General features: G+C 43.2%; 20 protein-coding genes and 1 tRNA gene. 13 read left to right on the plus strand and 8 right to left on the minus strand.

What is annotated here, in order from left to right; translation table 11 throughout:
* Positions 1–178: 178 nt before the first annotated feature.
* The 7 genes from CW749_RS17420 to rnd all read left to right on the plus strand — a co-directional run bounded on the left by CW749_RS17420 (position 179) and on the right by rnd (position 7,881).
* Positions 179–2,101, plus strand: a complete 1,923-nt coding sequence (locus CW749_RS17420; RefSeq protein ID WP_101113545.1) for an ATP-dependent DNA helicase — start codon at positions 179–181, stop codon at positions 2,099–2,101.
* 75 nt (positions 2,102–2,176) lie between these two features.
* Positions 2,177–2,878 (plus strand): tRNA (adenosine(37)-N6)-threonylcarbamoyltransferase complex dimerization subunit type 1 TsaB, encoded by a 702-nt coding sequence (tsaB, locus tag CW749_RS17425; protein WP_101113546.1) that lies wholly within the window; start codon positions 2,177–2,179, stop codon positions 2,876–2,878.
* 64 nt (positions 2,879–2,942) lie between these two features.
* Positions 2,943–3,239, plus strand: a complete 297-nt coding sequence (locus tag CW749_RS17430) for a chromosome partitioning protein ParA (protein WP_101113547.1) — start codon at positions 2,943–2,945, stop codon at positions 3,237–3,239.
* A gap of 122 nt (positions 3,240–3,361) precedes the next feature.
* Complete coding sequence (locus CW749_RS17435) at positions 3,362–3,904, plus strand: Slp family lipoprotein (protein WP_101113548.1); 543 nt, start codon at positions 3,362–3,364, stop codon at positions 3,902–3,904.
* The gene (locus CW749_RS17440; protein ID WP_101113549.1) at positions 3,904–4,785 is read left to right on the plus strand and encodes an alpha/beta hydrolase; all 882 of its coding nucleotides are present in this window, start codon (positions 3,904–3,906) and stop codon (positions 4,783–4,785) included. The genes CW749_RS17435 and CW749_RS17440 overlap by 1 nt, the downstream gene beginning before the upstream one ends.
* A 94-nt stretch (positions 4,786–4,879) precedes the next feature.
* Entirely contained in the window at positions 4,880–6,562 is a 1,683-nt protein-coding gene (gene fadD, locus CW749_RS17445; RefSeq protein WP_101113550.1) for a long-chain-fatty-acid--CoA ligase FadD, read from the plus strand.
* Positions 6,563–6,765: 203 nt separating this feature from the next.
* On the plus strand, positions 6,766–7,881 hold the full coding sequence (gene rnd / locus CW749_RS17450; RefSeq protein WP_101113551.1) for a ribonuclease D: 1,116 nt from the start codon (positions 6,766–6,768) through the stop codon (positions 7,879–7,881).
* A 120-nt stretch (positions 7,882–8,001) separates the two neighbouring features.
* Here the strand turns inward: rnd and CW749_RS17455 are convergent, their stop codons facing one another.
* Positions 8,002–11,082, minus strand: a complete 3,081-nt coding sequence (locus CW749_RS17455; RefSeq protein WP_101113552.1) for an ATP-binding protein — start codon at positions 11,080–11,082, stop codon at positions 8,002–8,004.
* Positions 11,083–11,194: 112 nt separating this feature from the next.
* Between CW749_RS17455 and CW749_RS17460 the strand changes: the two genes are divergently transcribed.
* Positions 11,195–12,424, plus strand: a complete 1,230-nt coding sequence (locus CW749_RS17460) for an EAL domain-containing response regulator (protein WP_101113553.1) — start codon at positions 11,195–11,197, stop codon at positions 12,422–12,424.
* 70 nt (positions 12,425–12,494) lie between these two features.
* On the opposite strand, the gene minE is transcribed toward CW749_RS17460, so the two are convergent.
* Genes minE through minC form a run of 3 tightly spaced genes read right to left on the minus strand, consistent with a single transcriptional unit; the run spans position 12,495 to position 14,246 of the window.
* Positions 12,495–12,758, minus strand: a complete 264-nt coding sequence (gene minE / locus CW749_RS17465; RefSeq protein ID WP_101113554.1) for a cell division topological specificity factor MinE — start codon at positions 12,756–12,758, stop codon at positions 12,495–12,497.
* 2 nt (positions 12,759–12,760) lie between these two features.
* Positions 12,761–13,573, minus strand: a complete 813-nt coding sequence (gene minD, locus CW749_RS17470) for a septum site-determining protein MinD (RefSeq protein ID WP_101113555.1) — start codon at positions 13,571–13,573, stop codon at positions 12,761–12,763.
* A 13-nt stretch (positions 13,574–13,586) separates the two neighbouring features.
* Positions 13,587–14,246 (minus strand): septum site-determining protein MinC, encoded by a 660-nt coding sequence (gene minC / locus CW749_RS17475; RefSeq protein WP_101113556.1) that lies wholly within the window; start codon positions 14,244–14,246, stop codon positions 13,587–13,589.
* A 177-nt stretch (positions 14,247–14,423) separates the two neighbouring features.
* Between minC and CW749_RS17480 the strand changes: the two genes are divergently transcribed.
* Both CW749_RS17480 and CW749_RS17485 read left to right on the plus strand, forming a co-directional pair.
* Positions 14,424–14,699, plus strand: a complete 276-nt coding sequence (locus CW749_RS17480; protein WP_101113557.1) for a YcgL domain-containing protein — start codon at positions 14,424–14,426, stop codon at positions 14,697–14,699.
* A gap of 27 nt (positions 14,700–14,726) precedes the next feature.
* Positions 14,727–15,695, plus strand: a complete 969-nt coding sequence (locus CW749_RS17485; RefSeq protein ID WP_101113558.1) for a lytic murein transglycosylase — start codon at positions 14,727–14,729, stop codon at positions 15,693–15,695.
* Positions 15,696–15,799: 104 nt separating this feature from the next.
* On the opposite strand, the gene folD is transcribed toward CW749_RS17485, so the two are convergent.
* The gene (gene folD, locus CW749_RS17490) at positions 15,800–16,654 is read right to left on the minus strand and encodes a bifunctional methylenetetrahydrofolate dehydrogenase/methenyltetrahydrofolate cyclohydrolase FolD (RefSeq protein WP_101113559.1); all 855 of its coding nucleotides are present in this window, start codon (positions 16,652–16,654) and stop codon (positions 15,800–15,802) included.
* A 200-nt stretch (positions 16,655–16,854) separates the two neighbouring features.
* On the opposite strand from folD, the gene CW749_RS17495 reads away from it, so the two are divergent.
* Positions 16,855–16,931, plus strand: a tRNA-Arg gene (locus CW749_RS17495).
* Positions 16,932–17,088: 157 nt separating this feature from the next.
* Positions 17,089–17,583, plus strand: a complete 495-nt coding sequence (locus CW749_RS17500; RefSeq protein WP_101113560.1) for a DUF2867 domain-containing protein — start codon at positions 17,089–17,091, stop codon at positions 17,581–17,583.
* Between the two features lie 58 nt (positions 17,584–17,641).
* On the opposite strand, the gene CW749_RS17505 is transcribed toward CW749_RS17500, so the two are convergent.
* The 3 genes from CW749_RS17505 to CW749_RS17515 form a co-directional block, all read right to left on the minus strand.
* Positions 17,642–20,137 (minus strand): ATP-binding protein, encoded by a 2,496-nt coding sequence (locus CW749_RS17505; protein WP_101113561.1) that lies wholly within the window; start codon positions 20,135–20,137, stop codon positions 17,642–17,644.
* 163 nt (positions 20,138–20,300) lie between these two features.
* Positions 20,301–22,022: a methyl-accepting chemotaxis protein gene (locus CW749_RS17510; RefSeq protein ID WP_101113562.1), complete on the minus strand. Its 1,722-nt coding sequence runs from the start codon at positions 22,020–22,022 to the stop codon at positions 20,301–20,303.
* A 144-nt stretch (positions 22,023–22,166) separates the two neighbouring features.
* The gene (locus CW749_RS17515) at positions 22,167–23,294 is read right to left on the minus strand and encodes a GGDEF domain-containing protein (RefSeq protein ID WP_101113563.1); all 1,128 of its coding nucleotides are present in this window, start codon (positions 23,292–23,294) and stop codon (positions 22,167–22,169) included.
* Between the two features lie 720 nt (positions 23,295–24,014).
* On the opposite strand from CW749_RS17515, the gene CW749_RS17520 reads away from it, so the two are divergent.
* A complete protein-coding gene (locus CW749_RS17520) occupies positions 24,015–24,743 on the plus strand; it encodes a response regulator (RefSeq protein WP_101113564.1) in 729 nt (242 codons plus the stop codon).
* Positions 24,744–24,766 lie beyond the last annotated feature (23 nt).

Here is a 24,766-nt window from a genome sequence, read left to right on the forward strand (position 1 = left end):
GAGTTTAATAACTCAGTAACGTTACTTCTTGAAGGCGCAAATTTCATTTCGAGTTTGCGTCTTTGTTTTACTTGCTCATCTCCGACGAAAACTTCTCTTTCGGGAGTCGCATCTTGGGGTTGTTTGAGTATAATTCCTTCTTTGTTTTCATTCCTAGGTCAACAGACCTTAAGAGCCTATGATCGATAAAACCTTTTCCGCTAGTGGTGCGTTAGGCAAAGCCATTAAAGGGTTTCAGCCCCGACAAGCCCAGCTGGATATGGCTCGTGCCGTCGAAAAGTCGATCAAAGACCAATCTCAGCTAGTGGTAGAAGCTGGAACGGGTACGGGTAAAACCTTTGCCTATTTGGTACCTGCACTACTCAGTGGTAAGAAAACCATCATCAGCACGGGTTCAAAAAACCTTCAAGAACAGCTTTTTCATCGTGACTTACCATTAATGGTCGATGCCCTTGGTTATTATGGCAGTGTCGCATTGCTAAAAGGTCGATCCAATTACCTATGTTTGGATAGATTGAGTCGGCAAATGGTTGAAAGCCACAGTGTAGAAGCAGATTCAACGCTTCTGACCCAATTGGTGAAAGTACGCAGTTGGTCTTCCGAGACCAAAAGTGGTGACTTGGGAGAATGTGATGATATCGCAGAAGATAGCCCAATTATCCCCGACATTACATCGACGAACGATAATTGCTTAGGCAAAGAGTGCCCAAGTTATCAAGACTGTTTTGTGCTTAAAGCGCGAAAGAAAGCCATGGATTCCGATGTCGTTGTTGTGAACCACCATTTATTTCTCGCCGACCTCGCGATAAAAGAAACGGGTTTTGGTGAGTTAATTCCCGAAGCAGATGTGTTTGTATTTGATGAAGCGCACCAAATTCCAGACATTGCGAGCCAATACTTCGGTTCATCTATTTCCAGCCGTCAAATTCAGGAATTGTCTAAAGACATAGAGATAGGGTACCGAACCGAAGCCAAAGACATGCGCCAGTTGCAGAAAGTGGCCGATCGTCTGGTTCAGTCTGCGATGGAAATGAGGCTTGTTTTAGGGGACCCAGGTTTTCGCGGAAACTGGCGAGAAGCGATGAAGTCGCCATCAATAGAGCGTGAGATCACACGTTTGCTTGATGTGTTGGAACTCGCCATTGAGGTGCTAAAAGTTGCGTTAGGGCGAAGCGAACTGCTGGATGCGGCTTTTGAGCGAGCGAACGCAATCAAAGCACGAATCGATCGGGTATGCGAAGTCGATATTACTGGCTACTCGTATTGGTTTGAATGTACTCCTCGTCACTTTTCATTACACATTACCCCTTTGTCTGTCGCCGAGAAATTCCGTGAACAAGTGGAGATGAAGCAGGGGGCGTGGATATTCACTTCAGCCACATTAGCGGTACAAGATGACTTTAGCCACTTTACCCATCGCTTAGGTTTAGAGCCGCCACAGCAGTTCTCGCTCCCAAGTCCATTCGATTATCAACAACAAGCGCGGCTGTGTGTTCCCAGATACCTTCCGGAGCCAAACAGCCCCGGAATGTCTGAAAGCTTAGCGAGAATGCTGGGACCTGTAATAGAGAAGAACGGTGGACGATGCTTTTTTCTTTGTACCTCTCACAGTATGATGCGCGACTTAGCAGAACGATTTCGTGAGCAGCTGTCGATACCTGTACTGATGCAAGGTGAAACAACTAAGCAAAAATTACTGGCTGAATATTTAGAGCTGGGCAATGCCTTGCTGGTGGCAACAGGAGCTTTTTGGGAAGGGATCGACGTTAGAGGTGACGCATTGAGCTGTGTTATTATTGACAAACTTCCTTTTACTGCACCTGATGATCCCTTGCTCAAAGCACGTATTGAAGATTGTCGATTGAGTGGGGGAGAACCATTCAATCAGGTTCAAATACCCGATGCAGTGATTACCCTTAAACAGGGGGTCGGGCGTCTGATTCGAGATAAAAAAGACCAAGGTGCACTGATCATCTGTGACAACCGACTGGTCACACGTGATTATGGGGCAGTCTTCTTGCAAAGTTTGCCACCAATACCGAGAACACGGGATTTAGATGTCGTTAACCAATTTTTGAGCCAAGAGACATGTTCTGAATGAAAAGAAGTGTTTTGACTCAGGTTGGATAGGTTTCAACTAAAACCCCAAATAGATAAATGAATAACTGAGGCGTAAATGAGCGCGAAAATCCTAGCTTTAGACACCGCGACAGAAAACTGTTCTGTTGCATTGATTGTGGATGGAAAATTGTACGCACGAAGTGAAGTCGCCCCGCGAGACCACACTAAGAAAGTGCTACCAATGGTCGATGAAGTACTCAGAGAAGCCAATATTACTCTGCAAGATTTGGATGCGTTGGCATTTGGCCGTGGACCGGGAAGCTTCACCGGTGTTCGAATTGGCATCGGTATTGCACAGGGTTTAGCATTTGGTGCGGATTTGCCTATGATTGGTGTATCCACGATGGAAGCCATGGCGCAAGCGTGTTACCGCCTGTATGGTAAAAACCATGTTGCCAGTGCAATTGATGCCCGAATGAGCGAAGTTTACTGGGGGCGCTATGTGCGTCAAGAAAACGGCGAATGGTTGAAGCAAGAACCTGAATGTGTCGTACCTCCAGCGGTATTAGCGGAAAACTTACAGCGGGATGAAAACGTTTGGACTCAAGCCGGAACCGGTTGGGGTGCGTATTCTGAAGGGCTAGAGTCTTTGCCTCTAGATACAGAAGGCAGCGATGTGCTTTACCCAGACGCGCAAGACATGGTGGTATTAGCACAGTTCGAATTCGCAAAAGGCAATACAGTGGCGGTGGAAGATTCCAGCCCAGTATACCTAAGAGACAACGTTACTTGGAAGAAACTACCAGGTAAAGAATAAACGAGAGAGCCTCATAACCAAAAGGTTGTAAGGCTCTGGTCAACGGACCCTAAAAAGGACATCTATGGCTTCCATTAATGGATTACCTCCAGTTGTTGTCCCTAATACCAATAAGACGCAAAAGCAGTCTAAGGTAAAGAAAGAACAGGGAAAACAACCCGTCAGCCAACCGACTAAGGTGGCGAATGCCGTTGCTCAAACCATCAGGCATGTTGATGAGTCGGAGATACACCGCGCCCAGATAGAATATGACTTGCCTGAAGGACGTACTCGCAAGGCGATGGAAGAATACATGGGTGTCATGAATCAAGCGAAAAAGGAGGAACTTGCACAGCTTCTTGGAGTCGATATTTATATCTAATTTTCCTCAATACTACTCGCTTTTGCTTGGTCGTAGGTTCTTATCTTCGAATAGCTAATTGACGTTACTTGGGTGTAACAGTTTGATATAGTTGATATCAGTTCTCATTAACGGAGCATGTTATGTTGGTTCGCCGTTGTCTATTTATTCTTTCCGTATTTCTACTTTCTGCCTGCTCAAGCTTGCCCGAGCAACTTACCGCCCAATCTGAAGAGGTTATTACGGATTACCCAATTTTCGCAGCTCATGAAGGCACCGCCGATGTTCGCCTAGGCGGTATGATCGCCACAGTCACCAATCTAGCCGATAAATCTCGTGTTGAAATAGTCAACCTTCCTATCAACAAAACTGGAAAACCCGATATAAGTACTGACGCAAATGGCCGCTTTGTTGCTTACATCGATGGCTTTATCGACCCTGTGACTTATGCTGAAGGTCGGCTGGTTACTGTTGTTGGAAAATCTCAGCCTACCGAGCAAGGTAAGGTCGGGGAGTTTGACTATACATTCCCTGTTATGAATGCGTATGGCATGCATTTGTGGCGCGTTGAAGAATCTGTGATTGTCCACGACTTTGATTCTTATCTTTACCCTTGTTATAGCATCAACTGTCGGTCAAGCCGAATGGGCTCTAGCCGAGCTAAAGTGATTCAAGAAGTGAAATAATGAAATCTCATCAATATGTGTTAGGCAGTCATTCTACGATTGCCTCGCTAGAATTAGGTGAAGCAAAAACGGCCGCGAAGACGGTCGTTTTTGTTCATGGCTGGATGGATAACTCAGAAAGCTTTACCGGAGTGATGAAAGCACTAAACCGGATTGATCCAACGCTGCATTTAGTGGCGATTGATTTGCCTGGTCATGGATTGTCTACAGATAAAGGAGCGGACAATTTTTATCCGTTTCACGATTATATAGACGATCTTCATGGTGTTTTGCAGAATTTCTCAGCAAAAGAAACCATTTTGATTGGGCATTCTCTTGGTGCATTGATTACAAGTTGCTATAGTGCCGCGTTTCCTGAAAAGGTGACAGCTTTGGTTGAAATTGAGGGATACGGTCCGCTTTCTGAATCTTCTGAAAATTCAACACAACGGTTGCGTACCGGTGTATTAAGTCGGTATAGATATCGAGAAAAGAAACCGAAAGGTTTATCCGATCCGGAAGATGCTGTTCGCATTCGTTCAATTAATACTCAAGTAGCGCAAGCGCTTATTAGACCGATGACCTACCGAGCTTTAGAGCAAAAAAACGGGCAATGGTATTGGCGACATGATGAAAAGCTTAAATGCGATTCTTTGTACCGAATGAGCGAGCAGCAGCGAAACGACATTATCAATAATATTGAATGCCCGCATTTGATCATTTTGGGTGAAAGTGGTTTTGCGTCTTTGAAAGCCCCCTATTTACTAAAGAAGGGGGAAAAAGACGAGAAAGGATCGCAACCTTTTGAAAAATGGGTGTCTATCCCTGGAGGGCACCACTGTCATCTAGAGCATCCAGAAAAGGTCAGCGCGCTGATTATGGATTTGGTTAACAAAATTTAAACAAGTGTTTGATTATTTCGTGTCACAACACGAATGACTGTGCTGTAATAACTCGGCTACAACCATCAGCCAGTCGAATTTGAGGAGTTTATTTGTGGATAAAGTTTGGCTAACACGTTACCCAAGTGATGTACCAGAAACCATTGACCCAGACAACTACCCATCGCTAGTGGAAATGTTTGAGCAATCGGTACATAAGTTTGCCGACCAGCCTGCCTTCATGAACATGGGGTCAGTCATGACGTTCCGAAAGTTAGAGGAACGCAGTCGCGCATTCGCCGCTTATTTACAAAATGAACTTAAATTGAAGAAAGGCGATCGTGTAGCGATCATGATGCCTAACTTGCTGCAATACCCGATAGCCTTATTCGGTATTTTACGAGCGGGCTTAATTGCCGTGAATGTTAACCCGTTATATACCCCACGTGAACTTGAACATCAGCTAAATGATTCTGGCGCGAAAGCCATTGTGATTGTCTCTAACTTTGCGAATACGTTAGAACAAGTCGTTGATAACACGCCAATCAAACACGTTATTTTAACCAGCCTTGGGCAGATGCTTCCTCGCGCGAAGGGGACATTGGTCGATTTCGTGGTCAAATATGTGAAAGGCATGGTACCGAAGTACGATTTGCCCAATGCCATTTCATTCCGTAAAGCGATTCGAAAAGGCCGCCGAGAGCAATATGTGAAGCCATTTATGTCTGGTGATGATATTGCCTTTTTGCAATACACAGGTGGCACAACAGGCGTAGCAAAAGGCGCGGTACTGACTCATCGCAATATGCTCGCAAATGTCATGCAAGCGAAAGGGGCTTATGGTCCTGTGTTAAGTGAAGGTCGTGAGTTAGTTGTAACCGCACTGCCGCTTTACCATATCTTTGCGCTTACCGTGAACTGCCTACTGTTCATTGAGCTGGGTGGAAGAAACCTAATGATCACGAACCCACGTGATATTCCCGGTTTCGTAAAAGAACTTCAAAAATATCCGTTTACCGCGATTACGGGCGTGAATACGTTATTCAATGCTTTAGTGAACAATGAAGATTTTAAAGAGTTGGATTTCAGCCGTATGAGCATTGCCGTCGGTGGTGGAATGGCTGTTCAGCGTGCCGTGGCCGATAAATGGAAAGACATTACCGGTGGATTCCTGCTGGAAGGGTACGGCTTAACAGAATGTGCACCATTAGTTGCCGCAAACCCTCATGATTCAACGGAATATAACGGTGCGATCGGTTTACCTGTTCCTTCTACCGATGTTCGAATTATTGATGATGAAGGCAACGTATTGCCAAATGATCAGGTTGGCGAGCTTCAAGTTCGAGGCCCACAAGTTATGCAGGGCTACTGGCAGCGACCGGAAGCCACTAAAGAAGTGATCGACCATGAAGGCTGGCTATCGACAGGCGATATCGTCAAGTTTGATGAGGAAGGCTTCCTTCATATCGTCGATCGCAAGAAAGACATGATTCTGGTTTCTGGTTTTAACGTGTATCCAAATGAGATTGAAGATGTGGTCTCGTTACACGGAAAAGTACTGGAAGTTGCTGCTATTGGTGAACCACATGAAGTCTCTGGTGAAGTGGTGAAGATCTGCGTTGTTAAACGAGATCCGAGTTTAACGAAAGACGAATTGATCAGCCATTGTCGCGAACATCTTACAGGCTATAAAATCCCTAAGATTATCGAATTCAGGGACGATTTGCCCAAAACGAACGTGGGCAAAATCTTAAGACGTGCGCTTCGTGAAGAAAATAATAAGGCTGAGACTGCATAAATGCGCGGTTTTATGCTGTAAAACTGGTTGAAAGACCAGCATAACTTATCTCGGAATGTTAAAGTGTCGGCAACTGCCGGCATTTTTTATGCTTATTAATTTTTAACATCCTTACTGAAGTTAGCGTGAGCAATGACGCTAGGCTTACAAGGTAATTTGGGTGTCATCCTGAATATAAAACGAATAACAATTAAGAGATTTACGTGAACTATCAGATAGTAGATACAAAAGAAGCACTGGAAGCGGTTTGCCTGTCCGCCCGCGAAGTTGACACCGTTATGCTGGATACGGAATTTGTTAGAACTCGCACCTTCTACCCTCAGTTAGGTCTAATTCAACTCTTCGATGGTACGACACTGTCTTTGATTGATCCTACTGTTATTGACGAAATGGATGCATTCGAAGCGCTTTTAAAAGACACTTCGGTATTAAAAGTCCTGCATGCGTGTGGAGAAGATTTAGAAGTATTTGCTCATGTTTTTGGAGCAATACCAGTCCCAATGATGGACACTCAGATTATGGCTGCGTTTCTTGGACATGGCTTATCCACTGGCTTTGCAGCGTTAGTAAACGAATACTTGGGCGTGGAGCTAGACAAGAGCGAAGCGCGTACAGACTGGCTAGCAAGACCGCTTACTAGCAAGCAGTTGGAATACGCAGCAGCAGATGTACACTACCTTCTTCCTATGTTTGAAAAACTGGAAGCAGCAGTTCGGGAGGCTGGCTGGTGGGAAGCCGCTCAACAGGAATCGGACCTCATTGCTTCTAAGCGTGTGGTTACACACGTTCCAGAAAAGGCTTATCAAGACATCAAAGGCGCTTGGCAGCTTCGTCCTAATCAACTGGCTATTCTTAAAATCCTTGCCCAGTGGCGCTTAGAGGAAGCACTTAAGCGTGACATTGCGTTAAATTTTGTTTTCCGAGAGCAGAACTTGTGGGCAGCAGCGCGATTTGGCATCAAGAGCTTGAAGCGTATGGAGCAAGAGGGGTTTGATCACCGCGAAATTCGACGTCATGGCAACACAGTTATAGCGATGGTAAAAAAAGGCGAGCAGGTACCTGAAGATGAGTACCCTGATGTCGTTGAAAGGCTGATGGACAAACCAGAATACAAACAACTGTTCAAACAGCTTAAAGATGAAGTAAAGAAAGCGTCTCAGAAGAGTGGATTGGCGACGGAATTCCTTGCTTCCAAAAAACAGCTTAATCAACTGATCACTTGGGTATGGAAAAAGGATCGTAATCCTTCCAATATGCCAGATGTTATGACAAGTTGGCGCAAAGAGTTATTTGGTGAACAGCTGGATAAATTGCTCTAGAAGTATTCTATTTTTAATACCTAAGCGCCTTGAGGTTACTTGGGTGTAAAGCACTGAGGCTCAGTATTCACTGAGCCTTTTTCTTTTGTCTTCTCTTGCCTGTGGTCTTCCATTCTATTTTTACGTTTCGTTGTTTTGGCTGTTTAGCAAGGATTCAATTTTGGGTAGCAATGATTTGAGTTGAGCCAACGTATTGAGTAACGGAGGTTTCGCACCCAGCTTGGAATGGTTTTCAATTTCTTGAGTCAGTTTGTACAGCTCGTCTAGCCCTATTGTAGATGCAGAAGATTTCAATTTGTGGGCAATGTTCGCTACAACACTCATTTCAAACTCTTCGCTTTCGACGTCTGCTAAAGCTTGGTATTGGGGGAAGCTCAATTGCATAAAATCATTAACGCTCTGCTTGTAGGCATTCATATCACCGCCAAAGACGGTATCAACAACTTCTAGGTTCATCGCCACTCCAGATCTGGTGGCAGTGTCTGAGCTTGGCATCCAGTCGTGAAGCATCCGTTTGAGTTTTTCCAATTCAATAGGCTTTGGAAGGTAATCATCCATTCCGGCGGTTAAGCATTTCTTAGCTTCACCAATCATTGCATTAGCAGTTACAGCGATGATGGGAATTCTTCGCCCTTTTTCGATTTGTTTTTGGCGAATAGCAGAAGTGAGCTCGTACCCGTCACATTCTGGCATGTGGCAATCGGTTAGCACCAAATCAAAGTCATATTGTTCATAAATGGCTTGTGCCTGTAAGCCTTCGTCTGCAAGTTTGCATTCGTAGCCCAATGCTTTGAGCTGTTTTTTTATGACTTCTTGGTTTACCGGGTTATCTTCTGCTACCAAAATGAGCCCTTTTGATTCCCCACTGCTGAGTTCCTTGATCTCCAATTGTTCTTCGGTATGCGGCGCTATATCGAATGGGCTTTCCATACCTGTCACAACGCGCAATCCGTATCTTAGGTTTGAAAGCTTGAGAGGCTGTGCAGAGATAGAGAAAGTTCGCTCGCTAATTTGTGAAGAAATATTAGCCTGAGGCAATAATTCCAAATACTTAATGGAATCGTGTAATGCTTCTGGTTCCATCGCCACGAGATCTGCAAGGCTGTCCGTAATGATGATGCAATGAGGATCAGTGAGCTTGAGATTTGGGAACAGCTGACGATCCAGTTTTTTCCATGGGACACAAAGCGTTTTCAAGTAGCTTGGAAGATGGCTGTTTAGCCAGTCAGTCGATAAGTCGACGTACACCTGAGTTTCAGCGATATGTACTGGGTTTACGCGATTACTTGGATCTTGAGAGAATGGGAAAGTTAGGTGAATACTGAACGTCGTCCCAATACCAACGGTACTGTTTACAGAGATTTCTCCCCCCATGAGCTCTGTTAAATGTTTCGATATCGATAAGCCCAATCCTGTGCCGCCAAAGCGACGTGTTGTATCTGATTCAGCTTGTGTAAACGGAGTGAAAAGTGTGCTTATTTGGTCTTGATGGATTCCGATTCCATTATCTTTAATATCGAATTGAATGGTGATTTGGTTTACGTCAATAAAGTAGGCATGAACTTCGAGCGATACCTCTCCACGCCTTGAAAGCTTTGACGAGAACTTAATAGCGTTGCCAATAATGTTAAACAATATCTGACGCAATCGAACCGGATCACCCAGTACCTCTTCTGGCAGCTCAGGGTCAATGTAAAGTTGGAAAATAATACCCGCATTTTCTGCGCTTGGAGATAGAGTCGAAACCACGTTTTCCAATGTTTCTCGAAGAGGAAGTGTTGTTTGCTCTACATCGAGTTTACCTGCCTCGATCTTAGAAAAATCGAGAATATCGTTGATGATATTCAGCAGTGAAAATGAGGATTCACGAACGGTTTTAAGCATCCTTTGTTGTTCGCGGTTGACTCTGGTGGTATTGAGCAAGTCAATCATCCCTATAATGCCATTCATTGGGGTACGAATTTCGTGGCTCATCGTGGCCAAGAAGTTGGCTTTTGCCTTCGTTGCAGATTCGGCGTTGTCGCGCGCGATGATCACTTCCTGCTGATATTGATTTCTTTCTATCTGGTTTTGACGGAACGCTTCTAGCATTCGCGCCATTTCCCCAACTTCATCACTGCGATAGCGATAGGGCACTTTGATACTGGTATCGCCTTTTATAAGGCTTTTCATCTGCTGGTTGATGGTGAGAAGCGGTGCACTAATAGAGCGATAAATGTAGATGATCACCACGGCACAAAACACTAGAACAGCAAAGATAGAGCCAAATAAGAAATAGTTGTAATTGTTGGTTAGGTCATCGAGAACAGTGAGTCTTTCTGTCATTTGGCTATCTAGTCGAGCACTTAATAGACCAATAGTATCGGAGAGCTGCTTGTATTCTTGCCCCGTTACTTCTTCTGCAATTTTGAGGACACCTTGCTTATCATTATTATTGTAGCGTTCAAATACTTCAAAACCGCCATTGCGCATAACTCGTAGCTCTGCACGTAGTGTTTCAATGAGCTCATGAGAAGAAGGTTCGTTCAGTATATACTTGAGCCAAGTAAGTAAGAATTCAGCCCTTTGAATAGAAGATGAAAACTCTTCTTTTACACCTTGAGCACCTAAAACATAAACCTTCATTTGCATATTGAGATCGTTAATTAGCTCAAACAGTTCATCGCTTTGAAGAGACAGCTTAGATGCATGAGCATTCGATTCCAGTACTTGAACTTTTTCTGAAAGGTTGAGTAATGATTGCCCTGTTGAATCAACCATGGATGTTACTTGAGCTCTTGCCCAAATTTCGTCATTAGGGTCGTAAAAAGAAAAAATATCGAGCTTAACGCGATTCTCGAATTGGAAAAATAAGCTACTCAGTTCTTGCACTGTATTAATATCGACGGACTCGGACTTTTCAATCACATCTAGATAATGAAAGAACTGTTCTCGGTTTTGATCAAACGATTCAGAACGTGCGGCATCACCAAGAATGTAGTGCAGCATATCGGCATTCATATCTCCAATCACATCTAGCAAATTAATTGAAGCGAGCTCTCCTGGAATGTTCTGCCTGCTAATCGTTGCATTATTTTCCTGAACTTGAGAATAAAGCTGAAAACTAAGGATCGCCTTAGTGACAACTATCGCCGCAATTGCCACCATAGCAATCGTTATCTTGCCGGAGATCATCTGCCATTTGGTAATGAAATAGCCCATAATCGTTCACCACAATTATAAAATGTAACTTTTTGTAACATATTTTGTATGCTAAAGTAAGTCAAATATCAATACAAAATCATTGGAATTTGCCGGAGGCCGTAACCCGAAAATGACAGAGCAATCGTTTGAGCAACTGCATGTTCTGGTAATTGATGATGATCCCTTTATATTGAATATGCTTGAGAGAGCACTGAGCTCTATGGGGATTGTTCAAATTACCTTAACCACTAATTCTGTCGAAGGAGCAGAGGCTATCGCCTGCCAGCTCAATCCAGTCAATGTAGTTATTTCTGATTTGAACATGCCGTCTTTAGATGGTGTCGAGTTAATCCGTCATATGGAAGCACTACACCACAGTGCTTCGCTGATTTTGATCAGTGGTGAAGACGACCGAATTTTGCAAACCGCCGTTAAAATCGCTCAGGAAAGAGGAATCCCTGTACTCGGGGCATTGTCTAAACCTATCAATACTGAAGAGTTGAAACGCATGTTCAGTTCTTCCGGCTTGATGGGGGGCAATCAAGGATATCGAGTGAATCTGACGGCGATTGGCGCTGAGCTAAGGCAAGCCATAGTGAAAGGCGATATTGTTCCTCACTATCAGCCTCAGCTTTGTATTCAAAGTAGAAAAGTTGTCGGGGTGGAAGCGCTTGCTCGTTGGAATCATCCTGAAAGAGGCACCATCCCACCAAACGTATTTATCCCAATTGCCGAGAAATTAGGTTTAATAAATCACTTAACTGAGATGATTTTCAAACAGGGCATCGCCGATTTAGCTCGTTGGAAAGCGAATGGCTGGGACTTGATGTTGTCTGTAAATTTCTCTCATTACTGTCTATCGAATTTGGAGATTCCTAGACAAGTGAAAGAATTGGTGATGGAGCACGACATTCCTGCGCACCATATCGTTATCGAAATTACAGAATCATTACTCAGTAAAGATGCAACAACCAGCTTGGATATTCTGACTCGCTTCCGATTAAAGGGCTTTGGTTTGTCTATTGATGATTTTGGTACTGGGTTTTCCACGATGGAGCAATTACAGCGAGTTCCGTTTACTGAACTTAAATTGGATCGCTCTTTCGTTCATGAAGCTGAAAATAGCAAAGTAAGCAAAGCCATTATTGAAACCAGCTTATCGTTAGCAAAAAAATTGGAAATATCGACAGTGGCAGAAGGTGTTGAGACATTCCGAGAGCTGGAGTTTGTCATGAACAATGGTTGTGATTTGGTGCAAGGGTACTATGTATCCCCACCGATGAAAGTGGAAGATTTTGAGCAATGGTTGAGTGATAACCAAAGCTTTGATCACTTGTTCAAACCACCTGTTTCGGATTAGCTGATTGCTAGCAACAGACCCTAAGAATTTTTAGTAAAAAAACAGCGGCTGAGTTAGCCGCTGTTTTTTATTACTTATCTTCGTCGGGCAGCTTCACATTGAGTTCTAGCACTGACAAATCATCATCATTTTGTTCAAGCGTTACATTGACCATTTCAGGGTCGATGTCGACATATTTACTGATGACTTTTAGAATATCTTCTTTCAGTTGCGGTAAGTAGGTTGGGGCATCGGACCCTTCCTTACGACGCTCTGCAACAATTATCTGCAGGCGCTCTTTAGCAACATTGGCGGATGTTTTCTTTTGTGGTCGGAAAAACTCCAATAAAGACATAATTAGCCTCCAAATAGTCGTTTAAAGATGCCTTTCTTTTGCTCCGTTAAGAAGCGGAACGCTCTTTCATTACCCAGTAAGCGCTCAACTGCATCATCGTAGGCGAGACCAGCATCAGACTCGTCATCAAAAATCACTGGCACACCTTTATTCGATGCATTCAGAACCGCTTGGCTTTCTGGAATCACACCCAATAGAGAAATGTGCAGAATTTCTTCCACGTCTTCGACACTCAACATTTCGCCTAGTGTTACGCGTTCTGGGTTGTAGCGAGTTAACAGCAAGTGCTGTTTTACTGGCTCTAACCCTTCTTCTGCGCGTCGGCTCTTTGAGTCAAGTATTCCTAGAATTCGGTCAGAATCACGCACTGACGAAACTTCAGGGTTCGTCGTAACAATGGCTTCATCTGCAAAGTATAGTGCCATGAGCGCACCTTGCTCGATGCCCGCAGGTGAATCGCAAATGATGAAATCAAAGCCCATTTCATCCAACTCAGTCAAAATTCGCTGTACGCCTTCTTTTGTTAGCGCGTCTTTATCACGAGTTTGTGAAGCAGGAAGAATGAACAAATTTTCAGTGCGCTTGTCCTTAATCATAGCTTGATTAAGTGTGGCTTCACCGTTGATAACATTAACGAAATCGTAAACTACTCGGCGTTCACAACCCATAATCAGGTCGAGGTTACGTAAGCCAATATCAAAGTCGATGACGGCCGTTTTTTTACCTTTGAGAGCGAGCCCAGAGGCGATCGCTGCGCTAGAGGTGGTTTTACCAACGCCACCTTTACCTGATGTAACAACAATGATGCGTGCCATCAAATTTTCCTTTTTAAATCGTGAGGGTGTCGATTGTCAGTTGGTCTTCATGCATGCTGAGCATGATTTTTTTCTGCCAATACGTACTGTCAATTTGGTCACTGAGCCAATAATTCCCTGCAATGGAAATCAGCTCAGCCTGTAAATCGTGGCAAATGATCTTTGCTTCTTTTTGCCCGCTGGCTCCAGCGATGGCTCTGCCTCGCAAAGTGCCATGTATATGAATACTGCCATCGGCAATTACTTCGGCACCGGCACTAACATGGTTCAATATGACCAAGTCACCATCTTTCGCATAGATTTGCTGACCAGAGCGAATAGGAGTACGCACGATTTTAGTTGGTGCCATTTGGGCAGGGGCGGAGGTGGTCTTACTTGAAGACATAACGGCGAACCCTGCTTCTTTTGCTGAAGATTGTGCACGTTTGTCTTTGCAACCAGTCACGCCAACAGGGATCATTCCTGTTGAAAGTACCCCCGCTTTTAACTGCTGAAAATCGACATCACCGGACATTTGTTCGATGTTAAGCACTACTGGCGCATATTGGAAAAATGCAGGGGCTTGTTCGACTTTGTCGTGTAGAAAACGTACACTCTCGCTCACGTCAGTGCCTGACAGGTGAAGGACAGATAACGTAAAACTGCTACCTTTTAAATCCGTGGATGTTGTCATGATTAAATTTCAAACAATTTGGCTTGGGCTCAAACCCTAAAATGGTAGCATGTTATATTTCTACACAATCCTCATCAAGCAACTTATTGTCAAATAGACGCTTTACGTTCAAAATCTCTTAAACTTTACGAAAACTTCACTTTTTAGCGAAGAAAAATACGCAAGAATAGGTCTCATATGTTGTGTTCTATCTACAAAAGCCCTAAAAAAGAAGGGGCATACCTGTACATTCCTAAGAAAGATGATTTTTCTGAGGTTCCGCAGCCTTTAAAAGACATGTTTGGTAAACCTGTCTTTGTTATGGTCATCAAAATGGATGGTCGTAAATTGGCTCAAGTAGACGTAGAAAAAGTAAAAGAATCAATGGAAAGAGAAGGTTACTTCCTTCAGCTTCCACCACCACCAGAAAACTTACTAGAAAAATATAAAGAGCAGAAGGCGAAGCAAAAATAATAACGCTAGCCGCTCAGGGAGAAAGGCTTGAAAAAACTACTCGTTGCTTTGTTAGGTTTGGGCTTGAGCCATGCGGCATTTGCCCAGCCTGACTTTGATGAATATGTCACAGGGCTGAAAGCAGAAGCCTTAGAGAAAGGGATTTCTCAGTCAATTATTGATAAGGCATTTGAAAACGTCACTTATAAACCAAGAGCGGTAAAGGCAGACCGAAACCAACCGGAAAAAAGGCTGACTTTGGATGAATACATACCCAGAGCAGTACCGGACTGGAAGGTAAAGCAGGCTAAAGCCCTTTACAATAAGCACTATACCGAACTGAAACGAATAGGTGATGAGTACGGAGTTCAACCTAGATTTATTGTTGCACTCTGGGGTGTGGAAAGTAATTTCGGTAAGCTCACGGGTGGTTATAGCGTGATTGATGCGCTCACTACTCTGTCTTTTGATGGTCGCCGTGAAGCTTTTTTCCGAAAAGAAACCATGGCAGCGCTCACTATTCTCGATCAAGGGCACATTCTTCCTCATAAAATGAAAGGCTCTTGGGCTGGGGCAATGGGGCAGTGTCAATTTATGCCTAGCTCCTTCCTTGCGTATGCCGCCGACGGCAACAATGATGGGAAGAAAGATATCTGGAATACTAAGTCAGATGTGTTCGCTTCTACAGCCAACTATTTAAGCCAATCTGGATGGGACGACAAGTACACTTGGGGACGTCAGGTCTCGGTACCAGCAGGTTTTGATATGAACCTTGAGGGGCGTCAGAAAGCCAAAGCAAAAACATTGGCAGAGTGGAGCAAGTTGGGTGTGACTCGAATTAACGGTAAAGCGCTTCCTCAGCCTAAAGAAGATATCGATGCCTGGTTAATCATGCCCGATGACGAAAATGGCCGCGCTTATCTGATTTACAATAATTATCAGGTGTTGATGAAGTGGAATCGCTCATACTATTTCGGTATCGCGGTAAGTCATCTAGCCGATAAAATTGTGCAGTAATAGTTATTGAACCGCTAAGAAAAAGCGAAGCATTATTGCTTCGCTTTTTAGTAGGAATAATGGATTACAGATTCAACTCTTTGCTGAAAGCTGAAAACTGAATGTTAGCTGTTGTATTGTTCGCAGGCCAGCATTGTGTTTTCGATAAGGCTTGCAACGGTCATTGGACCAACACCACCAGGTACCGGTGTAATAAAGCTCGCGTTTTCCTTAGCCACATCGTATTCAACATCGCCAACCAATTTACCTGAATCTAAGCGGTTGATACCGACATCAACAACAATTGCCCCTTTCTTAATCCAAGCGCCAGGAACAAAGTTTGGCTTGCCCACGGCCACTACGACAACGTCGGCTTGGCGGACGTGACTTTCTAAATCTTTCGTGAAGCGGTGACATGTCGTTGTGGTGCAACCTGCAAGCAACAACTCAAGCGTCATAGGGCGACCAACAATGTTCGATGCACCCACAACAACGGCGTGCTTTCCACGTAACTCGATATTGTAGCGATCCAGTAAAGTAATGATGCCTTTCGGCGTGCATGAGCGAAGTTTAGGGATACGCTGAGACAAACGACCCACGTTATATGGGTGGAAGCCATCTACGTCTTTATTGGGGGTGATGTGCTCTAAAACCTTGGTGCTATCGATGCCTGCTGGAAGAGGGAGCTGTACAAGAATACCGTCGATTTCACCGTCTTGGTTTAATTCATCGACCAAAGCCAATAGTTCTTCTTCTGAAGTTGTGGCAGGAAGGTCAAAAGACTTAGAAACAAAGCCGACTTCTTCACATGCCTTACGCTTGCTGCCTACGTAAACTTGAGATGCTGGATCTTCGCCAACTAAAACCACGGCAAGGCCTGGTGCGCGTAGCCCTGCATCAGTACGTGCTTTTACACGTGCTGCAACTTCTGAACGAACAGTTTGAGAAATGAGTTTGCCATCAATATTTTGAGCAGACATGGTATTCCTTGAGGTTATGGGGCTTAATTTTTTGCGTATTGTCGCAAAAAAAGATGACAATATCTATTGCGCAAACGATTGCTAATGGGGCTTTCGGTGTGTTTTTCTCCATTCCGGCTTTTTTTTGGTCATTCGAATCAGAATGTTAGATAAATTCGTTGACCTTGTTCAATCATCTCGTATAATCCTTTTCCTGTAGCGCGCCCTTAGCTCAGCTGGATAGAGCACGTCCCTTCTAAGGATGTGGTCGAAGGTTCGAATCCTTCAGGGCGTGCCATTATTCAAAACCCTTGATAACGAAAGTTGTCAGGGGTTTTCTCGTTTTATATGTTGCTTATGAAAACCGTCAGCACGAGATAGGTACCTTTAGCTACGCTCCGTTAATACCCCAGATGTTACTCTTTGCTTAATTTTGTTGAATTAGGGAAGAGTTCATGACATTTCAATCAAATGCTCAAATCCACCAGTTTATATCTGGCGCTTATTTCCACGATACGTTTACAACTTACATTCAAAATCACAACCAATCCGCGATGGATGTGTACATCGAGTTGATGAGTAAATCTCCTCAATGGGTGAACGCGCTTATGGATCTGCGAAATCGAATCGTGGGTGTCTTCGGGTTGAAAAACTTGGGAAAGATGCGAGATCTCCAAAGTGATAAAAAGGCGGCTGACTATCGTGTGGGTGATCGAGTGGGTATCTTCACATTGCACTCTGTGAATCAACAAGAAGTGATTCTAGAAGACAACGACAAACACCTTAACGTAAAAGTCTCTTTCTATCTGGAAGAGCTGGGGGATAAAATCCAAGTCCACGCGACAACGGTTGTCCACGTTCATAACAGTCTTGGTCGTGTGTACATGCTGTTTGTTACGCCAGCGCATAAGATCATAGTGCCGTCATCACTGAAAACGCTTACTTCATAATGGTCGTTTGAATTTTGCACAAACTCCTGCGATTGAATCACAGTGAAGGCGAAACCGCCTAGTCACTAACGTTCTCTTTCACGCCTTCGACGTATTTTTCCATTTTAGCGACGAAGACAGCTTTGGTGAATGGCTTGGGTAAGTAATCATCCATACCAACATCAAAGCATTTTTGAATGTCGTCTTCTAACACGCTCGCTGTTAACGCAATGATGGGGATCGGGTTTAAACTATTTTGGCTTTCGTGAATTCGAATTTCTTTTGTTGCATCAAAGCCATCTTTTACTGGCATCATGCAGTCCATCAAAACCGTTGCAAATTGGTTTGGGTTTGCTTGGTAGGCGTCGACAGCTTCTTGCCCGTTGTTTGCTATAAAAACTCTTAATCCCATTCTCTCCAAATTGATCTGAGCAACTTTTTGGTTTACTGCATTATCTTCAACCAATAGGATTTCAGGCGAAACATTGGTATTGGTTTCCATTGAAAAATCATAGGCAGAAGCCGCATCGGGAGCATGCTGGCTCACACTCTCTTTCAACACGGTAAGAAGGCGCAATCCGAACAATGGATCTGTTAAATAGCCGTCAACTAAATGCTCAAAATTATAATGTTTTTGATGGTTACTTCGGACTAATACAACGGGTAATTCTGGATGCGTTAAGCGAATTTGCGACAGTAAAGTATGGGTTGGTTCTTCTTCTGCCTGATTACAGAGTACAACACTATTTTCGGGTATATCTGGTTCGCTATTGTCCATATCGTACGTTGAATATGAAATACCAAAATGTTTCAGCTCGTCGCAAATAGCCGTGTCTTCTTCGATATTAACGAGATAGACAGCAGGTAGGTTACTAATTGGCACTTGATGCCCCGACTCGATAGGGCAGGTGATTTCAAACTTAAACTCACTGCCTTTTCCTTTTTCGGAAACGAGCGTAAGTTTACCGCCCATCAGTTCGACAATCTTGTCACTGATGGCTAAGCCAAGACCTGTTCCCCCAAACTCTTTAGTGGTATCTGAGTTTTCTTGTTCAAAAGCCTGAAAGATTTTTTTCTGCTGGGAAACATCAATTCCTATACCAGTATCGATCACTTGGAACAGTAAAGTGATGCTTCCAGAATCCATTGTGCGACTGGACAAGATGAGAGAAACAGAGCCTTGTTTGGTGAATTTTATCGCGTTTGAAGCGAGATTCATCATTACCTGACGGAGTTTGTGTTCGTCTAATCTAACGTGCTCAGGAATGGATGTTGAAACATCGACGTTTAATTGAATACCCGACTGATACGATTTAGGGGCAATGAGAGCTGCGGTATCGTAAATGACTTCTCTTACATTCGACGTGTGCGGCGAAATTTGAAGCTTTCCAGATTCAATTTTAGATAAATCCAAAACGTCGTTGATGAGCATTAATAAAGTCTGCGATGAAGAGTCGATAGTTTTGAGGTAATCTTTTTGAATGGCGGAAAGGCGCGTACCTTTTAGGATTTCTGCCATACCGATAATGCCATTCAATGGGGTTCGAATTTCGTGAGACATATTCGCTAAAAACGAACTCTTGGCTCGGTTGGCTTTTTTTGCCTCTTTTACAGAGTATTTGAGCATATCCTCTATCTTTGAAGCGTTAAATATCAGTATCAGTAGCGAAATGACGCTGACAACTAGCATGGCGATGAACAAGAAGAAACGATAGGTTGCGATGCTTGCCTCTGAAGTGTTGATGGCTGTGTCAATACGTTCACTTAACTCGAAAAAGTTGGCTTCGATGGAATGAGCATTTTTACGAAGCTCACCATGTTGGCCAAGTGTTTCATCTAGACCTAACACACGAAGACTAAAGAGTAAGTCATGAATTTGCTCGGATATCTGTTCAAGCAAATTGATTGAATAGATATTTTCCTCGTCGGGTGATAAGTCATTCTTTAGCGCCATTAAGCTATTGATAATCGCTTTCTTTTCGGAAACGTCCTTTTTATAAAGACCTTTCAGGAGTTTGTTTTCGACTTGCAGTAGGAAGGTTTGGTTTGCGCCCATTTCAAGTACAAGGTGTTCCGTTTCTGCAATAAGTTGTTTTACGTTTTGAGGTGATTTGCCCAGCTCTAATCTGAGTTGAGCAAGATTGAGCAGTAATCTATCGACCAACCCAGAGGTTGGTTTGTAGATATGCATATAAGTAACAGAAAGCGAGTTGAACCCGTCTTTATATTGCCCTACGGAAGTGAGCGTTCTTTTAAGATCATCTCGAACATTAATATCGACTTCGGCGCTTAGGAGATAAATTTCATTGAGCGCTTGAGATAATTCTGCGATCTCGGATTCAAACTGCTCGGTGTATTGTTCAGATTTCCTTGCGAGAAAATCTTTTTCATGGCGGCGCAGTTGAAGCAATGAAGTATGTGCCTTGGTGATGTCGTGGCGGATTGTGCTCAAAATGTCTTGCTGTGTATTGAAGTATCCATTGGCAAACACCCACACTAGAAACAAGGCAAAAATCGTCACAATTGAAAATGCGATTTGACCTTTAATTGAATTCGAGAGCACTTTTATGATCATGAGTATGCAACAGAAGTGAAATTATCTACTTAACGTAGAAAGAGTTGAGCCTTTTTTAAAGGAAAACAAGGAAGTAATTGATTGAAGTGTGACCTTTACGTGACAATAAAAAGATGCCTTCAAAAAAGGCACCCTTTTGATACAAACATTGGAAGTGTCGTGTTTACATATTTGCCAACTCTTTTGCTCGCTGATCGAGGTTAGAAGCTGAATGTTCAACTTGCTCAATAGAGTTAGCCACCTTATTAGTGAGGTCGCTAATTTGCGTCAGGCTTTCATTTATCATGTTCGACACTTTTGATTGCTCGTCTGTTGATTGTGCAATCTCTGAGTTCAAACTGAATATGGTACCTGTCGTGTCTTTAATTTTAACGAAGACTTCACCAATTTTATCAATGCTTTCGTGAGCAGTACTCATTAAGGTTGCCGCTTGGTTAATGGTGCCACCCATCGAGTTCGTTTTCTCTTGTAGGCTCGCAATGATCTCTTCAATTTCATTGGTCGAGTCTTGTGTTCTTTGCGCTAACGAGCGAACTTCGTCTGCTACTACTGCAAACCCTCGACCTTGTTCACCCGCACGTGCAGCTTCAATTGCGGCATTGAGCGCCAACAAGTTGGTTTGTTCCGCGATGGATTTGATAACGTCTAGCACACCAGATACTTGAGCACTTTCTGAAATCAAGCCTTCCATTGCTTGCTGAGTATGACCAAATTCACTTTGCAATGTGGTCATTGAGTCCACGGCGAGCTGCATCGACGACTGACCTTCGCTTACGTTCTTGTCGTTTTGAGAAGCTTCATTTTCTGCTGTCACCGTCACTTCCGTTACTCGAGTCAAAGCGGTCGCCATTTCCTCTACCGCAACAAGTACTGAGTTCGTTTCTTGCGTTAAAGTATCGGAGTTCGTTCGGCTTTCAGATACCACTCCATGCGTTTCCGATGCAAGATCTTGCACATGCAAAGAAATACGCGAAGAGGTTTCTTTTGTTTTATGCAAAGACTCCAGCATGCTGTTAATCTGCTTCGCAATTTCACCGATTTCACCCGAACCCACATTTTCAATTCTATGGCTTAAGTTACCACTAGACTCAATGGCACTGAGTTGTTCACTCAACGCTGTGACCGGTTTAGTGACAACACGATTCACCATAATAAAGCCTATGACGGATACCACGAGCATCGCTGCCATCAACGCAAGTGTAATGGTCACAGCGCCTTGGAGCGCACCAAAGTCGTTTTGTAGATATCCCAATGTACGAGCTTCTAATTCAGAGAAGAAACCATCGATGGGCTTCATGATTTTCGCTTTTTCTACATGGTATGTCTTACTGTGAAGCAACTCTGCCGCCATGGATGTGTCGGGGTCACCTTTGACGGTGTACTGACCTGAATTTGGATCAAGGAAGATACCCTTAACCGCGTTCATTGCTTTTACTTCCAGATTCACTAAGGCATCAGAGTTGTTTTGTGCTTCTTTTAGCAGCGAAAATTCTTTATCGGAGAACCCAAGATCTCTCATCCGCTGTTGTATAGATACGGTAATACCATCAGGCTTGGGCTTTTCACCATAATTGATGACCAAATCCCAATATATCTGGTGGTATTTTTCAGGAAGAGGCTTTTCGCCATTACGAATAGCGAGTATGTCCATGTACATACTTTCATAGTCGGCGTTAGCCGTTAGTGCATAGGTTCGAGCAAGTCTTGTTAGATCATCCGAACTTTGTCTGAGCTCGTCAGCCACTTGATAAGAAGCATACCTCGTCTCGGAAGTCTGTTTTAGCTTTCCCGCAGAGCTTAGAATATTAAACCCTAACAAAAAAGTGACGACAGATATGACCGATATGGCGCCGAAAACGTAAGCCATAATTGCTCTGGTTTTCATATAATTTCCCTCTACCCAACACAATTGAAATAAGTGTAGTTCAAGAATGTTGATTACTAGAAATATCTAGGGGAATTTGTTTTTAAGCTCGAAACGAGATGCAGTAAGAAAGTGAGTAAGTATGAACTTACGAGAATATTGGTACTATTTGGCGATTTCTGACGATGAAGTGGTGGCGTTTTTATCGTTAGCTATAGGTGCGATAACCACTTGGTTTCGACCCAACAGTTTTGCTCGATATAAGGCTTCATCTGCCCGTTTCAATGTGTCTGCTACCGAGTCTTCTGGCTGAAATTGTGACACACCAAGGCTGATTGTTATTTCTAATGATTGGCTACTGCTGTATAGCACTGCCATACGGATTTTTTCTGCAATAACTTTGGCATCATCCAATGCAACGGGAAGAACAATCAAAAACTCTTCTCCACCATAGCGTCCAACACATGAGCCTTCGGGTAAAAAATCGGCTTCAAGGGTTCTCGCTAATTCGGAAAGGACGGCATCACCCATAAGGTGTCCGTAGGAGTCATTCAGTTTTTTGAAATGGTCGACATCACATAAGACCAAGCTCGCGTGTTCGGAGACCTCATTCACTTGCCTCGATTTTTCTAAAATCACGCGATGGTTAAAGAGGTTTGTTAGGCTGTCACGCTCTGCTAAGTGTCTCAATTTTTCTGCATAGCTATGGGCACGCATTGCTTCCATACGGTAACGGTATACATGACCCGACATCATTACCATCAGCAGAATCATAACCGCAAAGTAGGAGAATTGCTGGTCAAGAAAACGTGCATGATCAGAGGTATAGTGGATAACCCAATCAGGAAAATACGTTTCGATACTGAACAGTATTGAAGGGAGACACACTGCAAACATAATGAATGGCCACCGCAATAAAGACATCTCGCGCAATACACTTTGGGTATACAAGGCTGTGACTAAACAATATAACGCGGTAGGACCATATGAACCTGAGTTAGAAAACCAAGTTATTGGTATGATAAAAACCATTAAGCAAGTAGCAAATAAAATTGCAACGACTCGATAATGATCTTTGAACCGAGAGTAATACCACATGATTCCCATTAAACAGGCAGCAAAGTAAAGGATGATCGAAAAATGAATGGGTGTGATGTTAGCGACGGTATTAAATACACCTACGATGACTAAAAAGACCGAGGTGAGTAAAAGAAATACGTGGTGAACTCGTTTGAATACGTCTTCACTTTCGCCAGATATCCAACGTGTTACTTGGTTTAATTTTTTCAGCATATTATTCAACAGATTGACTTTCCTGAAATTAACCAATTCGTGTAATACCTACTTCAACGCAGTGGGTGAACTTAGCCTGCGGGCGGTGACACATCGAAACGAGAATGTGCTCAGATTCTAACAAATAATTTATAAAGACCTCAATATATTGAGCACTTTATCGCATAATCTATTAAACCTTCGCCATATAAATGAGATCTGTGTCATACAAATATCCCATCATAATTTTGAATTATAAATTTCTACATTTGCTTGAAATATTTGTAATTTTAACTGCCTATATAACATGATTAAAATCTAATCAACAGAGGAATGTGATTAAATAAAAGCGATAATTCATTCAACGCGGTTGTATTCTGAGCCCTAGAATAAATGGTTGGTTTGAGTATTTCGAATGAATTAGTTAAATGCTTTTTGTTGCTAGTAAATAAGAAATCAAAGCTAGATGCTTGAATTTTATTCACTTAATGTCATTCCCAATTACAAATTTTTGAGTGTATAAGTTCATATTATATTTATATAGGCTGATAACAACTTCAAACTTTGTTGATAAAAATACCAAAGCCTAATTTATCCAAGCTAAAATCATTTTATCTTTGAAAGTGTTGGATTATATCCAATGAGCCTAAGTTAACTCTCGCTGAACCAGCATCTTGAGTTTACTTGGGTATACATTACTTTCTCTCTTAGTAAGGCACTAACGTGTAAAAGGCAAAATATATGCAGGCAAAAACTCATATTCTGGTTGTGGATGACGACAGTGAAATCCGGGAGTTGCTGGAAGAGTATTTGTCTAAAGCTGGCTTTCAGGTATCCAGTGTGGAAGACGGAGAAGCCATGGCTGAATTTTTACAGCAGCAAGGGTATCCGGATTTAATCTTGTTGGACGTAATGCTCCCTGGTGACGATGGATTTACTCTGTGTCAGAAGGTTCGAAAGCAATCCAATGTGCCTATTATCATGTTGACCGCGGTGTCTGACGAAACGGATCAAATCATTGGTTTGGAAATTGGCGCGGATGACTATATTGCGAAGCCGTTCAGCCCTCGTCAATTAATGGCGAGAATTAAAGCGTTGTTAAGACGAATGCATGTTCAAGAAGGTGAGGCCAGCGCATTACCTTCATTATCTCGAAATATCGTGTTTGGTGATTGGCGGTTAGACACGCTCTCTCACCGTGCAATTCATTCGGATACCCATGAGACAATCGAATTCTCGGGCAGTGATTTTGCTTTGTTGATGCTGTTTTTGTCTCACCCCAATGAAATTTTGGATCGCGACACCATTTCTATTGCGACACGCGGAAGAGAGGCCCTCCCAATGGAGCGGGGTATTGACGTACAGCTAAGTCGATTGCGTCAACGCCTTGGTGACAAAGGGAATAAATACATCAAAACCATGCGTGGCAATGGCTATATGTTTACGGCAACAGTTACGTATGAGCGATGACGGCGATCGATAACAGGAATCAC

The organism is Vibrio sp. vnigr-6D03 (assembly GCF_002835515.1).
GTDB lineage: Bacteria > Pseudomonadota > Gammaproteobacteria > Enterobacterales > Vibrionaceae > Vibrio > Vibrio penaeicida.

Coding starts and splice junctions, on each gene's coding strand:
- CW749_RS17420 (WP_101113545.1), top strand. CDS start 179: ATGATCGATAAAACCTTTTCCGCTAGTGGTGCGTTAGGCAAAGCCATT.
- tsaB (WP_101113546.1), top strand. CDS start 2,177: ATGAGCGCGAAAATCCTAGCTTTAGACACCGCGACAGAAAACTGTTCT.
- CW749_RS17430 (WP_101113547.1), top strand. CDS start 2,943: ATGGCTTCCATTAATGGATTACCTCCAGTTGTTGTCCCTAATACCAAT.
- CW749_RS17435 (WP_101113548.1), top strand. CDS start 3,362: ATGTTGGTTCGCCGTTGTCTATTTATTCTTTCCGTATTTCTACTTTCT.
- CW749_RS17440 (WP_101113549.1), top strand. CDS start 3,904: ATGAAATCTCATCAATATGTGTTAGGCAGTCATTCTACGATTGCCTCG.
- CW749_RS17455 (WP_101113552.1), bottom strand. CDS start 11,082: ATGGGCTATTTCATTACCAAATGGCAGATGATCTCCGGCAAGATAACG.
- CW749_RS17460 (WP_101113553.1), top strand. CDS start 11,195: ATGACAGAGCAATCGTTTGAGCAACTGCATGTTCTGGTAATTGATGAT.
- minE (WP_101113554.1), bottom strand. CDS start 12,758: ATGTCTTTATTGGAGTTTTTCCGACCACAAAAGAAAACATCCGCCAAT.
- minD (WP_101113555.1), bottom strand. CDS start 13,573: ATGGCACGCATCATTGTTGTTACATCAGGTAAAGGTGGCGTTGGTAAA.
- minC (WP_101113556.1), bottom strand. CDS start 14,246: ATGACAACATCCACGGATTTAAAAGGTAGCAGTTTTACGTTATCTGTC.
- CW749_RS17480 (WP_101113557.1), top strand. CDS start 14,424: ATGTTGTGTTCTATCTACAAAAGCCCTAAAAAAGAAGGGGCATACCTG.
- folD (WP_101113559.1), bottom strand. CDS start 16,654: ATGTCTGCTCAAAATATTGATGGCAAACTCATTTCTCAAACTGTTCGT.
- CW749_RS17500 (WP_101113560.1), top strand. CDS start 17,089: ATGACATTTCAATCAAATGCTCAAATCCACCAGTTTATATCTGGCGCT.
- CW749_RS17505 (WP_101113561.1), bottom strand. CDS start 20,137: ATGATCATAAAAGTGCTCTCGAATTCAATTAAAGGTCAAATCGCATTT.
- CW749_RS17510 (WP_101113562.1), bottom strand. CDS start 22,022: ATGAAAACCAGAGCAATTATGGCTTACGTTTTCGGCGCCATATCGGTC.
- CW749_RS17515 (WP_101113563.1), bottom strand. CDS start 23,294: ATGCTGAAAAAATTAAACCAAGTAACACGTTGGATATCTGGCGAAAGT.
- CW749_RS17520 (WP_101113564.1), top strand. CDS start 24,015: ATGCAGGCAAAAACTCATATTCTGGTTGTGGATGACGACAGTGAAATC.